Annotated in this window: 14 protein-coding genes; 8 read left to right on the top strand and 6 right to left on the bottom strand. The window is 61.5% G+C overall.

What is annotated here, in order from left to right; genetic code table 11:
- Positions 1 to 198: 198 nt before the first annotated feature.
- The 4 genes from HMPREF2614_RS11315 to HMPREF2614_RS08590 all read right to left on the bottom strand — a co-directional run bounded on the left by HMPREF2614_RS11315 (position 199) and on the right by HMPREF2614_RS08590 (position 2,712).
- Positions 199 to 393 (bottom strand): transposase, encoded by a 195-nt coding sequence (locus HMPREF2614_RS11315; protein WP_371325819.1) that lies wholly within the window; start codon positions 391 to 393, stop codon positions 199 to 201.
- 87 nt (positions 394 to 480) lie between these two features.
- The gene (locus tag HMPREF2614_RS11320; RefSeq protein WP_371325822.1) at positions 481 to 813 is read right to left on the bottom strand and encodes an IS110 family transposase; all 333 of its coding nucleotides are present in this window, start codon (positions 811 to 813) and stop codon (positions 481 to 483) included.
- A gap of 327 nt (positions 814 to 1,140) precedes the next feature.
- Entirely contained in the window at positions 1,141 to 2,118 is a 978-nt protein-coding gene (locus tag HMPREF2614_RS08585) for an alpha/beta fold hydrolase (RefSeq protein ID WP_070560706.1), read from the bottom strand.
- A gap of 93 nt (positions 2,119 to 2,211) precedes the next feature.
- On the bottom strand, positions 2,212 to 2,712 hold the full coding sequence (locus tag HMPREF2614_RS08590; RefSeq protein ID WP_038627432.1) for a phage holin family protein: 501 nt from the start codon (positions 2,710 to 2,712) through the stop codon (positions 2,212 to 2,214).
- A gap of 204 nt (positions 2,713 to 2,916) precedes the next feature.
- On the opposite strand from HMPREF2614_RS08590, the gene HMPREF2614_RS08595 reads away from it, so the two are divergent.
- Positions 2,917 to 3,924 (top strand): Fic family protein, encoded by a 1,008-nt coding sequence (locus HMPREF2614_RS08595; RefSeq protein WP_083300219.1) that lies wholly within the window; start codon positions 2,917 to 2,919, stop codon positions 3,922 to 3,924.
- A gap of 24 nt (positions 3,925 to 3,948) precedes the next feature.
- Here HMPREF2614_RS08595 and HMPREF2614_RS08600 read toward each other — a convergent pair whose 3' ends face one another.
- Positions 3,949 to 4,830 carry an HAD family hydrolase gene (locus HMPREF2614_RS08600; RefSeq protein ID WP_070560707.1) on the bottom strand — a complete coding sequence of 294 codons (882 nt, stop codon included), beginning with the start codon at positions 4,828 to 4,830 and terminating at the stop codon, positions 3,949 to 3,951.
- Between the two features lie 523 nt (positions 4,831 to 5,353).
- Here HMPREF2614_RS08600 and HMPREF2614_RS08605 point away from each other — a divergent pair.
- From HMPREF2614_RS08605 to HMPREF2614_RS08635, 7 genes are all read left to right on the top strand, one after another.
- Positions 5,354 to 6,757 carry a CpaE-like family protein gene (locus HMPREF2614_RS08605; protein ID WP_246815694.1) on the top strand — a complete coding sequence of 468 codons (1,404 nt, stop codon included), beginning with the start codon at positions 5,354 to 5,356 and terminating at the stop codon, positions 6,755 to 6,757.
- On the top strand, positions 6,750 to 7,907 hold the full coding sequence (locus HMPREF2614_RS08610; protein ID WP_083300220.1) for a TadA family conjugal transfer-associated ATPase: 1,158 nt from the start codon (positions 6,750 to 6,752) through the stop codon (positions 7,905 to 7,907). The genes HMPREF2614_RS08605 and HMPREF2614_RS08610 overlap by 8 nt, the downstream gene beginning before the upstream one ends.
- Positions 7,908 to 7,979: 72 nt before the next feature.
- Positions 7,980 to 8,852, top strand: coding sequence for a type II secretion system F family protein (locus HMPREF2614_RS08615; RefSeq protein ID WP_246815696.1), 873 nt, complete (start codon positions 7,980 to 7,982; stop codon positions 8,850 to 8,852).
- A complete protein-coding gene (locus tag HMPREF2614_RS08620; RefSeq protein WP_070560717.1) occupies positions 8,849 to 9,499 on the top strand; it encodes a type II secretion system F family protein in 651 nt (216 codons plus the stop codon). Before HMPREF2614_RS08615 ends, HMPREF2614_RS08620 begins: the two co-directional genes overlap by 4 nt.
- Positions 9,500 to 9,789: 290 nt before the next feature.
- Positions 9,790 to 9,981 (top strand): DUF4244 domain-containing protein, encoded by a 192-nt coding sequence (locus HMPREF2614_RS08625; RefSeq protein WP_275042050.1) that lies wholly within the window; start codon positions 9,790 to 9,792, stop codon positions 9,979 to 9,981.
- Positions 9,974 to 10,327, top strand: coding sequence for a TadE family type IV pilus minor pilin (locus HMPREF2614_RS08630; protein WP_038627462.1), 354 nt, complete (start codon positions 9,974 to 9,976; stop codon positions 10,325 to 10,327). Before HMPREF2614_RS08625 ends, HMPREF2614_RS08630 begins: the two co-directional genes overlap by 8 nt.
- Positions 10,324 to 10,689 (top strand): Rv3654c family TadE-like protein, encoded by a 366-nt coding sequence (locus tag HMPREF2614_RS08635; RefSeq protein ID WP_052155571.1) that lies wholly within the window; start codon positions 10,324 to 10,326, stop codon positions 10,687 to 10,689. Before HMPREF2614_RS08630 ends, HMPREF2614_RS08635 begins: the two co-directional genes overlap by 4 nt.
- Here the strand turns inward: HMPREF2614_RS08635 and HMPREF2614_RS08640 are convergent.
- Entirely contained in the window at positions 10,673 to 13,009 is a 2,337-nt protein-coding gene (locus tag HMPREF2614_RS08640) for a DEAD/DEAH box helicase (RefSeq protein WP_070560990.1), read from the bottom strand. The two genes, HMPREF2614_RS08635 and HMPREF2614_RS08640, sit on opposite strands and share 17 nt — an antisense overlap.
- Positions 13,010 to 13,120: the final 111 nt, after the last annotated feature.

A 13,120-nucleotide genomic window follows, 5' to 3' on the forward strand; every position in this document is an offset into this window, starting at 1 on the left:
CTGCTCGGCTTAAACTGCTACTGATTGTTTGGTAGGTGCGTTTCGGTAGAATTCCTTGTTTTGAGCATGGCGTAGATGACGTTACATCTACGTCTGGATAGGCACATGAGTGGGGCGCATTGTGGCGTTTGCCTTTTTGCTCTTTTGCGCCCGTAGTAGGTTCGGGACGTTTCGTGGCTTCGCATGGCAGCAAACGCTTCAGTAGAACAGAGCATTTTTCAGTCGCTTGTTTCCTGTATTGGATGGGAACTCACCTCGCATTGATGAGCCTGATCTTCGTGTCACAGGCGCAATTCCTGCATAGGCGGTCAGATGACCAGAGAATGCGAAGTGGGATCCATCACCGATGGAAAGCGGCATCTGCGCTGCGGTCTTGATGCCGATTCCCGGCATGCTGGATCCAAGACCTCGGAGGCAGGGAAATCCTCCAGCATGTCCTCGACCTGGCTGGTGATAGTTTCGCGTTGGGCTTTTAGTGCTTTAATGTTGGCTGTCAGCGAAAACACGCTCCAGGCTGGGGTAGATTTGGGTGAGCACGCTGCGTAGCCGGTTGACGGTTCTGGTGCAGTCACGAGGTATGTCATCGTCAAAGCCGGATAGCATCTTGAGGGCTGAGAGTACTTCGCTGTTTCGACCAACCGACCGCAGGGTGTGCGGCATTGTTCGTGCAGTGTCGGCGATGATGAAGGCGTCGCGATTGTCGGTTTTCGCCTGTACAGGGTAGGGATCCGTGGCTTTTCGCATGGCCAAGCCTGGTAAGTAGCCGACCTGGCAACCGCGTCGACGGGCAACCGCAATGGGTAGCGCTCCGATGGTGTTGGGATTTGCCTACATCTAGGCCAAGGAAAATGTCGATGGGAGTATCCTGCGACATGGATGGTTTCTAGGGGGGAAAACGTGGTGGATTTGCCAGCCGCTGGTGTCATGGCATTCGTGGCGCACACCCACGTCTACATTGAGACCTGGAGATTCCGGCTGCGTCCCTATTAGCTGTCATCGAATGTCCTGGTGCCGGGTGGCACCACTCCCGGATTATTGAAACTACAGGGCGATTAAGTCATGCCCAGCCCAGCGACTATCCCCATTATCGGGGATGACTTCAAGGTAACGGGGCAGGTAGAGGGCTAAAAGGCCCGATCCTTAAGACCCCTCCGGCAGCCAGTGCAGGTGATCCCTGATTGCCTGCACCACAGCCTGCGGTTTCTCTACCGGCAGGAAGTGCCCGCAATCCGGGATGACGCGCACATGGGTGGAGCTGAGCTCCACCAGCGCAGGTGGGGTACGAGTGTCCTGCTCGCCGACGAGCAGCACCGTGTGCTCATCGCTTTTCGACGAGCCCTCCATCGCACCCAACCACTTGCGGAAAGCGACCGGAGCCGGTCGCGTCCACCAGTTCATATGAGCCAGTGCAGGGCGGAGTGCGCCACTGGCCAGGCTGTCAGCCATGAGTTCCGCGGTCTGTTTCCCCTCAGGGGTCTCGGCGAACCCCTCCCCGGCGGTGGACATGGACTCGCGCACGATGCGGTCAATGAGCCGCTGCTGGCGAGCCTCAGCTGCCTGTGTGCTGAACTTATTGCGGCGCAACCGCGGTACCCGTGGCCGTGAGTCCCACCACGAACGGCGCAACAGTGGGGCAAGGCTATTGCGGAAGTCCTCCGACCACGGGCTCTTCAACTGGTTGAGCCACACCTTCGGATGCGCAGCACCACAACCAATAACTTCGGCAACAAGATTCGGCTGCCGCGAGGCCAGCGTCCATGCCACCCACGTGCCGAACCCCTGACAGACCAGCAGCGCGGTCGAGTGCCCCAATGAGCGAATCGACGAGGCGATGTCCTGGGCCGCCTCAAACGGATTGTAGCCATGCGGTGTTCGGTCGGACTGACCGTAGCCACGCATAGAAATAGCCACAGCGTGCACGGGGAGGGGGTCGCCCGAGTCGTCGTTAAGCAGTGGCAAAACCTCGCGCCATTCAAACCAACCGCCAGTCGAGCCGTGAATAAACAACACGAGCGGATCGGAGGGGCGGCCGCACTCGGCGATGTGTAGGCGCTGGCCGCGGACGTGAATGAGACGATGACGCCAGGGGCCAGTGAGAGAATCGCTAAGGGAGGTCATGAGAGGAAATACCTTATCCGAAGGGCTTAAACCGGGACTGAATAAGACAAAAGGGCGAGACCAACAAGTCCCGCCCAATTTCTTTTTAAGCCTTTAGGTGTACATACCGTTCGACTGCGAAGACTTCTTCGCCGACCCCGACGGCACGACCCCCTTCAGTTCCTGCATCGACTCGATGGTCTTCTCCGGCTTGCGGATCGACTTGACCTTCTTCAGACCCAGCAGCGCCGCGACACCGGCGATGACCAGCATCAGGACGAAAACGATGAGGAATGCAGCCCAGGTTGGCAGCCAAAGATCCAGCAGCCAGCCGAGGAAGAAGAAAAAGAAGAACGAGGAGTACAGCGCGACGACGCCGGCAACCGCGAAGAAGCCACCGCCAACTGCGCCCTTCTTAGCCTCGCCAGCAATTTCAGCCTTGGCCAGCTCAATCTCAGAGCGAACCAGAGCGGAAATCTGCGTAGAAGCATTAGACACGAGCTGGCCGATGCTGGCATCGCCCGAAGCGTTGCTATCCACATCACTCAGCGGGATAGCGGTAACACGCGGTTCGGTGCCGTCGGTAAAGAGACCCTTCGTATCGTCGTTGCTCACGTGTACTTCCTCCTACGCAGATGGTTGGAAAAGATGGTTTGAAACTTTAAAACTGCAGTTACAAACTGCCATACTACCTCTCATTGTGGGGAGAGCGCGCCACAAGGGCGAAAAAGCCAAGAACTCGTTGAAGTTTTTCTCATCTTTGACCATTTCTATATAAGTTTGTCACTTACTTAACGGTGAAGAATTAGGGTGTGGGATATGAACAATCAGCCTGAGAACGTGCGTGGAGCCGATGGAATTGGCGCTGGTGCCGGCAATGGTATGGGCAATGGCGCCGGCACCGGAAAAGGTGGCCTAGCTGGCATGAGCCTGGGGGTGTCCTCCGTGTCGGCGAAGAAGCGCGCAGAGCGTGAGGCAGCGCAGGCGAAGGCATCTGAACCGGATGCCGGCGGTGCTGACAGCGCTTCCGCCGCTGCTGTCCCGCAGCTTGACCCCAGGGACCCCCTCGCGCCCCTGTGGCAGCTCGACGGCGTTGCACATGCGGCTGATGTCGCGGCCAAGGCCATCCAGGCCGTCCACAGACACAAGGCCAACCTGCGCAAGCACAACGTCACCGGCTCCGAGTCGGTCCTGCGTGGCGCTCGGGCATCGGCGTGGCTAGAAGGCGGCGAGCCATCGCTTCCCGACGACGGCAACATCACCGATCCCGTACTCGCAGCAGCCCTTCGGGTTGCCGACACCATTTCCCCGGAGTCAATTGGTGAGACCACCCGCGTGTGGCAGCGCGCTCCGCAGCAGGTGCTGGCCAAGTTTGCGTTGAACGCATCGCCCGCAGGTGAGACTGAAGACGGTTCCGAGGCGCGGATGAAAGCCGGGCGTCCGGTTGGTGACGACAACCTCTCGTCTGCGATGAAGGAGCAGCGTCTGCACGTGCTCGGTGACTTCATCACTGGCCGCAGCCAAATCCACGCTGGCGTGCTTTCGGCGATTGTGCACGGTGAGCTGCTGACTCTGCGCCCCTTCGAGTACCACAACGGCATCATCGCCCGCGCCGCCTCGCGGCTGACGACTGTCGCAACCGGCCTGGATCCGCGTGGCTTGGCCGTGCCCGAGGTCTACTGGACTCGCCACCGCCAGGAGTATTTCGAGGCCGCAGAGGGGTTCGCGTCGGGAAGCGCCGATGGCCTGCGTGCGTGGATTCTCCTGCATCTGGAGGGACTGAAGGCCGGTGCCGTGGAAGCGCGCGGTATCGCCGAAGCGGTGTAGGCGGGCCGGCTGCTGGATGGTGGGTTAGTCGGCCGTTGGGGCGTCATCATTTTTGCGCAGTGCCAACAGTGTCGCACCCGCGCCAAGCGCCAGTGTGACGCCGGCAAGAATTGCAGCATTGCGTTTCGACGGCGCGCGAAACAGCGGGACGGGATTCCGGAATTGGCGCACAGGCCACTCACGCTCCGCCGCAATCTTGCGCAGAGCGCGATCGGGATTGACCACAACGGGATGGCCGACTGCAGCCAGCATGGGCTCATCAGTGATGGAATCCGAGTACGCAAAGCATTCGGCCAGGTTGAACTGGCGCTTTTCCGCTATCCGACGCATCTGCACAGCCTTGTTTTCGCCTCGGCAGAAGAACTCCGTTTCGCCCGTGAAGAGCCCATCGCGGACCTCCAGCTCGGTGGCCACCACATTGTAGACACCGAGTGCCTGCGCAATCGGCTCAACAATCTGCCGAGCCGATGCCGAGATAATGAACACCTGATGCCCCCGTGCGCGGTGTTCACGAATGAGCTCCAATGCCTCGGCGTAGATGTACGGCGTGATGTTCTGCTCTAGGGTTTCGATGGCGACCTGGCGCAGTTCCCTGGCGCTGTGACCAGCGATAAGGGCGGAAAACTGCTCGCGCGTGGCCTCCATTTGTACCTCATCGTGTCCCTGTGACATGTACAGGGCGTGGCTGAGCGCCATTTGCAGCATGTCCGTCGGCGAAATGATGCCGCGCTCGAGGAATTGCTTGTTGAACGCATATGCCGAGCTCTTGGCAATAATGGTTTTATCCAGGTCAAAGAACGCAGCGACGCGAGCGTCAGCGGTGGCGGGGGCATCTTCCGTGACGCGTGTGTCCGTAGAAACGTGCGGCTGCGGCGTTGTTGAAGCCTTGTTCTCGCCGGTGTTCATAGACTCTGAGCTTACCCATGGATGTCGGGCTCGGGGAGACGTGACATCGAATATCGTGACATCGAACATATTGGGCATTAAATCCTTTAAAAGGTATTTGCAGATTCCTCGGGATATGTAATACTTGGACGTGGCTGGCCCCTTCTAGTTCTTTTTAGAAACAGACTGCGAGGCCGCCCCGGCTCAATCCCCCCCCGAGCCGGTTAAAGACGCCTCGCGCCAATCCCCCCCCCCGGCGCGGGGCGTCGCCCCCTTTTTGGCCCAATGTTGAGGGGTTATGTAGTAAAAATTCGGGCTGCAAATGTGAAACTGTGCGAGTTTATGACACTTTCAGGCCTTTTTTCGTGCCATTTTTGACATAAACGCAGTCACTAACTTGCATTGGCCAGGCCGCGCAGCAGTCATAAGACCAGGGCAACGTAGCGTTCGGCAGTTATCCACAGTCTGAAAACTATCCACAGACAGCGAGTTTTTGGCCTCTTGCGAGCATCTTTGAATCCGCCTTTTAGTGCACGCTATGGCCATGGCAATCAAGAAACTGTCCATGGCTCAGCGAACCGAGGCTCCAGCAAATCCAGTAGTCAACGCTGTCGATGATGAAGCGCTGCGTGAAGAGGTTGCGCTCATAGTCGCTGCTACCGGTCGTGACTGTGTGCAAGAGACCGTGCCACCTGTGGCTGCAGCGCCAGTGGCCGCACAAGCATTGACATCGTCGCCAGCATCCCCACCAGCATCAGCCACAGCGTCAGTGTCCGCGTCGACCGGAGCGGGAGTTTCATCGGCCCTGTGGCGTCGGGCACCAGCGGTGTTCGTTGATGCGTCGGCAGCCCGAAGATTAGCCGGGCGGCCTCATTGTGAGGGAGCAATCTTTCTGGTCCGCAGTGATACTGAGGCGGAAGATACGCAGGTGGCGAAAGGTTTAGCACCTGTTTACAGCGCCAGCTTGCCTGCGGATAACGTCGATATTGTCGAACTGCTCGGCCGAGCCGAGGTACGCCCGGATGGTCCGAGGCTCTCCGATCTCCAACACAGCTCGAGCCTCCTGAACCACCAACACACCCCAGCGTCACCTGCGAGCGCAGACGTGATTACAGCACCAGGTACAGAACCCGCACTGAACGTGCCAGCAACTACAACCGATTCCACGGCAACGTGCCTGATGTTGGTTCCTGCGGTCGGCGGTGCCGGTGCTTCCATTACGGCGGCAGCGAGTGCATTAGTTCTTTCCCGCGAAAGGCCCATCTGCTTGGTGGACGCAGATGCGCTGGCGGGAGGTATTGATCTGGTGCTCGGGATGGAAACGGAACCGGGACTGAGGTGGCAAGACTTCTCAGCTGCTGATGGCCGTCTCGACGGGGCGGCACTCTACGAAGCACTGCCATCCTGCCCGCGATCACCCGCGCTGAAAGTGTTGACGTGGACCCGCAGTCGCACGCCCGAGACGGCTTACAACCACGCCTCGGCGGCCACCAAATTTGACAGTGCCGACAGACCCGGCAGAACCGACAGACCCGACGATGTTCGACACATTGCCAGCACCATTAGTTGCCTTATTCATGCCGGAATTACGGTCATCGTGGACTGCCCGAAGCAAGTGGAGTACGTCACCACTCTCGGCGCGCTTGCCGATGACACCGTCATCATCCTGCCCACCTCTGTCCGAGCTATCGCAGCCGGTGGACACCTGGCCAGCGTCTGTGCACAGGCAGGATTCACGCCAAGTCTTGCGGTTCGGCACCAGCAGCACCGCGATATCAGTGTCGAAGAGGTTGAATACGCGCTCGATCTGCCCATTGCTGGTGAGATTGAGTACTGCAAGAAACTAGCTCACGAGATAGATGTGGGTGGGCTCGCTGGGGCCGTCGGCAAGCTGACGCGGGGATTGGAAGCGATGTTTGCCCTTGTCGGCGGTGGTGGCGATGGATGATGTCAGGCTGTTGGCGGCGGTGCGGACGGCGCTTGCGGAGCGGCCTGGGGTGGCATCGCATAGCGAGGTCGCCGACATCATTCGCGCGGAGACCGCGGGGGTTGTCTCCGATGTGAAGGTGCTGGAGATTCTGCGCACGATTCGTGAGGAAACAGTGGGCGCGGGCGTGTTGGATGCGCTGTTGCGCCGCCCGGGTGTCAGCGATGTGCTGGTCACCGCGCCCGGCGAGGTCTGGGTCGATGCCGGCAACGGACTGGAGCGGGCCGAGATTTCCTTCGCGGACGAGGGCGAGGTGCGCGCGTATGCGGTGCGGCTCGCGTCGCGGTGCGGACGAAGGCTTGACGACGCGCAACCTTGGGCCGACGGCCATATTCCTGGTGGTGTCGGCGGCTGTGGTGTGCGAGTTCATGCGGTGCTTTCACCACCGTCAGCGACCGGCACTCAGATTAGCCTGCGGGTGCTGCGTCCGGCTCGTCGCGGGCTTGCGGAGTTGTGCGATGTCGGGCTGTTTCCACCGGAGATTCTGCCGGTGTTGCGGGGAATCGTGGCGGGACAGCTGTCGTTTATTGTCGCCGGAGGTACGGGTGCGGGAAAGACGACGCTATTGGCGGCGATGCTCTCAGAAGTTAATCTTGATCAGCGCATTGTGTGCATCGAAGACACTCCGGAGTTGCAACCGCAGCATCCGCATGTGGTGAAGCTGGTGACCAGAGCCGCCAACTTGGAGGGGGCCGGTGCGATTGGGCAGCAGGAGTTGCTGAAGCAGGCGTTGCGCATGCGTCCCGACCGCATTGTCGTCGGTGAGATTCGTGGCGCCGAGGTGGTGGATCTGCTGGCTGCGTTGAACACGGGGCATCGCGGTGGGGCGGGGACAATTCACGCCAACCGGATTGGGGATGTCGTCGCGCGCTTTGAGGCTTTGGGGCTGATCGGTGGCCTTGGTCGCGCCGGGCTGCATGCGCAGTTGGTCTCTGCGGTGCAGGTGGTGTTGGTGGTCGAACGCGCTGATGTTCGCCGGCTGGCACAGATCGGGCTGCTGCGCGGTAACCCACCGGAGGTGGTGGAGGTTTGGACTGCTCGGGACGGGCCGGGGCCGGAGTGGGAAACGTTGCAGAAGTTGCTGGTCGGCAGGGAACAGTCGGTGGAATAACCGGTGGAATAACCCGGGGGAAAGTCAGGGGATTAGACGGGGAGATTAACAGCTATGGGGGAGGGATTTAGCGTGACCGTACTCATTGGGGGCGCGGCTGTGGCAGTCGCTATCTGGCCGGACAGCTCGGCGGCGGTGCGCTCGCGAGCGCTGGCAGGCCGTGCCCGTGAGGTGTCCTGTGGACTGAAGTGGTTGCAGCGCATGATTGGACTTGGGGCTGGTTCCACGGGGTCGAGCGCCGCAAGCACTGGCAGTGCGAATAGAGCTGCAGGGCTATCAATCCTCATCGTTGCAGGCCCGGCACTCGTGTTGCTGTGGCTCGCCGGGATTCCAGGTGTCATCGCCGGGCTATTGCTGGGCCGCACCGCAGGAGCCGTAGTGCGCGCTGTGGGGGAGAGGCGCTGTGAACGTCGGGAAGCGGACAGCGCTGCGGTAGCGCTGGAAACCTTGACCGCGCAGTTGCGCGCAGGTGCGGCGGCCTCAAGAGCGCTCAACGCGGCAGCAGCGGAATTGCGCAGGGCAGAGGACATGACTGTGTTGGCCGATCATCTTGCGCACGCGGCGCACCGCGCGAACTTCGCCGACCCGTGGGAGACCGAAGAATCTTCGGAGCAACTGCGTCGGATTGGGCGTATGTGGACGGTGGCGCAGCAACATGGTCTAAGTTTGGCCGGGTTACTGGACTGCGCGCGGGGTGATCTGCAGGCTCGTCAGGCACATCGCTCACAGACGTCGGCCGCGCTGGCGGGACCACGCATGACGATTGCCATTTTGGCTTCGCTCCCAGTCTTCGGGCTGATTATGGGGCAAGCTTTCGGAGCGTCCCCCTTCGAGTTCCTCAGTCGCGGTATCGGAGGAATTGTGCTGGTCATCGGTGTCGGGCTGGTGTGCGCGGGCATCGAATGGGCCGTCGCCATCATCGATCGTGCGGAGGCCGGACAATGATTGCCGCCGCACTTCTCATCGCCGCCTACCTCTGCTTGCCGACATTCAATCCCGTCCGCAGCCGACTGCCCGAATTGGTAGCCGAGTCGGATGCTCGTACGCGAGGAAGCGTGCGCCGGCAGGTGACCAGTCGGGTGGCGCAGATTGCCGCACAGGTGAGGGAACGTGTGCGAACTGTCATTGGCGGTGAGCGCATCAGCCCGGCTGTGCTGCTCGATGCCGCGGCGGCCCTCGACATCATTGGCGCTTGTTTGAGCTCCGGTATGCCATTGTCCCAGGCAATGGAAGCAGCCGCCGATGGCGCAAACCCTGAGCTGGCCGAGCCACTTCGACAGTGTTCCGCCAGGTTAGCTGTGGGCGCGCACTCTGCTTGGGACAGCCTTGCTGCCACGCCCGCGCTCGTGCCTCTGGCGACAGCTGGGCGCCGCGCAAGCGAATCCGGCACCGTTCTGGCGCAGGCATTGGAGGACACCGCTGCCACGTACCGCAGTCAAGCGCACGATGCGGCGCAAGCCGTCGCCGAGAAGGCCGGTGTCCTCATTGCCGGGCCGCTGGCGTTGTGCTTTCTACCCGCGTTTGTGGTGCTGGGATTGGTGCCCACAATCGCCGGGCTTGCCGACGAAATGTTTGCAGGACTGATGCCGTGATGATGCTTGGACACCTCTGCGCCCAGCCTCGCGCGCTGGCACGCGCCAGACGCAGAGTTGGTTGCGCTTTCGATTGCGATCTCGTTTGTGCGCGTGGGCCGCCGGCCACTCCGCAATCCACCATGCGTCAGCGCGGGTCAACGCGCGTCAATGCACATCACATCTCACAACTGACCTATCACTCGACTTCCACATAGGGGGAGACACTCATGACCACTCAAAACTCCAGCCGTCCGGCCAACCGTCCAACTAGCCTTCCAACCAATCCATTGACCACTGCACAGTCCCAGCTGCGCTCGTATTTGCACAAACGCCTGCGTGCTCTGGCAACTGAGGAAAATGGCATGTCAACTGTGGAATATGCTTTGGGAACAATCGCTGCCGCCGCTTTCGGAGCCCTGCTCTACACCGTCGTGACCGGCGGCGATATCACCCAGGCGCTCACCGACATCATCGAAAGGGCGCTCAACACCGATGTCTAGCCGCATCCGCTCTACGCTTCATCGCCTGTGCGTCGGCGACGAAGGCCAAACCACGGTAGAAACCGCTTTCGGTCTCGCGGCACTGGTCACGGTCATGGTCACGGCTTTGTCAGGGCTGGTCACCATCGCAATGTACCTAGGGCTTACCGACGCAGCCGGAGCCATCGCACGGGCTGAGGCGCGGGGCGATGCGGAGACAGTAGCCGAGCTCCGCGCCGACGCGGATGGACAGGTCGCGATATCGGAAACCTCCGGTACCGTGCGCGTGACCATTCGGCGCTCAGCGGGGCCTTTTACGCTGGAAGCACGCGCGGTTGCCCTGCAGGAAAGAGCGGCATCGTCATGAGAAACATGACAGCCCGCCTCTTACGCGAAGAAGATGGTTCCACCACAGTCGCAGCCGCACTGTTCATCGCTGCTTTCGTCATTCTGACTTTGGTTGGAGTTACAGCCGGGGTGAGGGTGGTGCAGGCTCGGCAGGCAGCGGTAGCAGCGGATCTGGCCGCGGTGGCCGGTGCCGTGGCTGCGCAAGAGAGCGACGATGCCTGCAAAGCCGCTGGGTCAATCGCAAAAGCTAACCACGCACGTCTTGTGGCCTGCGAGATCGATGGAGAGGACGTGCAGGTCAGCGTCCAACGAAAGGCGAGAAAAGCCACGTCCAGAGCAGGGCCGGTCGCGGTGGAGGATGCTGCTACTGGCCGTCGTTAAGCGCGCGCGACACTCCACTGAGCACTTTGATTGCGCCGGCCTTGTCCAGCGGATCGTTGCCATTGCCGCACTTGGGCGACTGGATGCACGATGGGCAACCGGATTCGCACTCGCAGGCGGCGACAGCATCGCGGGTCGCGCGAATCCACTGCGCGAAGGCCTCGTAGCCACGGTCGGCGAATCCTGCACCACCAGGGTGCCCGTCGTAAACAAAAACGGTGGGCTGCTGGGTATCGGCGTGCATGATCGTGGAAACGCCGCCGATGTCCCAGCGGTCGCAGGTGGCAATCAGCGGCAGCATGCCGATAGCCGCGTGCTCGGCTGCGTGGAGAGCCCCCGGCGCGATGTCGGAGCCCACGCCCCACGAGCGCAGTGTGGACTCGGGCATTGTGTAGGCCACGGCGCGCGTGACCAAACGCTGCGGAGGGTAGTCAAGCTCAACACTGTCGAGAATCTCGCCGGTATCCAAGCGACGAAGATAGGAGGTGACCTGATGAAAAACCTCGACCTGGCAGGAAGCGACCTGTAAGCCCTGGTAGTGGCGCATGTCGTCAACATCGAGGATGCGAATGGTGGTGTCCATGCGTGAGCTGGTGGAATAGCGTGGCTGCTCGGGGTGGACCAGGGCGACGAGGCTGTCGAAGTCCAGCTGGTCGACAAGGTAGGACTCGCCGCGGTGCAAGTAAACGGCACCGTCGTGGACCTGCTGCATCGCACGGCCAAGATCGATGGTGCCAAGCAGGCGACCATCGGTCTGGTCGACGATGGCCACTTCCTGGCCATCGCCGCCACGGACGTTCACGGCATCGTGAGCAGTGGCAATGCGCGGTCCCTCATCGCGGTCGGTCGGGTAGTAGACGGGTTCTTGTCCTTCCCAGGTGCGTTTGCGCAACCAGCCCGCAACCACCATGTCTTCGGCTACGGGCAGGGTTCCCCATGCCTGAAGCTGGCTGGTGGTGATCGGTTTCTCCACAGCCGCGCAGTAGAGGTGTGACCACACCACATGCGGGTTACGGGGATCGAAGACGGTCTTCTCCACCGGCCGGCCCAACAGTGCCGAAGGGTTGTGGACCAAGTAAGTGTCCATGGGATCATCGCGAGCCACCAACACCACCAGCGCGCCCTGACCACGACGGCCCGCGCGGCCGGCCTGCTGCCAGAACGAAGCGACCGTGCCCGGGAAACCGGCCTGCACCACCGCGTCAAGGCCACCGACGTCAATGCCCAGCTCCAGTGCATTGGTGGTGGCCACACCAAGCAGGGTGCCGTCATCGAGCATGCGCTCGATGTCGCGGCGTTCTTCGGCCAGGTAGCCGGCGCGGTAAGACTCGATGCGCTCGGCGATATCGCTGCGGCGGCGCTTCTCCAGGCGCTCGCGCACGCCGAGCGCTACCTTCTCGGCACTGCTTCGCGAACGGGTGAAGGTCAGGGTGCGGGCGCCCTCGACGAGCAGGTCGGCCATGATATCTGCGGCCTCGGTCGGGGCGGGGCGGCGCACGGGGGCACCGTTCTCGCCTTGGAGGTCGGGGAGCAGGCCGGGTTCCCACAGGGCGATAGTCCGCTCACCGACCGGGGCGCCGTCTTCGGTGACGGCCTCGACAGGCTCGCCGATGAGGCGACGAGCCTGGTCAGCAGGGTCGTTGGTCGTCGCAGAGGCAAAAATCACGGTCGGCGAGGCGCCATACTCCCGGGACAGCCGCAGAAGGCGACGCAGAATTTGGGAGACGTTGGCGCCGAATACGCCTCGATAGGCATGGCATTCGTCGACGACGATATAGCGCAGGTTGCGCAGCATCCGCGTCCACCGAACATGATTGCCGAGGACCGAAACATGCAGCATATCGGGGTTGGTAAACACCCAACGGGCATGGTCGCGAATCGCGCGCCGGGCGTCTTGCGGGGTGTCGCCGTCGTAAAGCGAAATCAGCGAGCTCAGCGACGCCGGTGCCATCGCGCGTGCCGTGTCCAGCTGATCGGCGCCCAGTGCCTTGGTCGGGGAGAGGTACAGCGCGGTGGCCGCGGGGGTGGCGGACAGTTCTGTGAGCACGGGCAGCAGATAACCGAGCGATTTACCCGACGCTGTGCCTGTCGCGACGACGCAGTGCACGCCCTCGCGGGCGAGGTTCGCGGTTGTCGCCTGATGAGTCCACAGGTTCTCAATTCCGCGATCTACCAGCACTTCTTTCAGCCATTCCGGCACCCATTCAGGCCAAGGTGCGGTCACACCAGCGCGTGCAGGAAGATCCGCAATGTGCGTCACCGTCGCCCGCGGATGCGCACGAATAACCGGCCCCAGCAGCTCCCGTCCAAATGACTCCACCGACACCGCCCTTTCCTATAAACGCGCACTTCATATGCTTGACGACGCTTCCTGCCAGCCACATTTTCGCCTTTCGACAACCCAGTTTCTCCGGGCCCCGAACGCGGGTTT

It is taken from the genome of Corynebacterium sp. HMSC074C11, assembly GCF_001809455.1.
Lineage (GTDB): Bacteria > Actinomycetota > Actinomycetes > Mycobacteriales > Mycobacteriaceae > Corynebacterium > Corynebacterium amycolatum.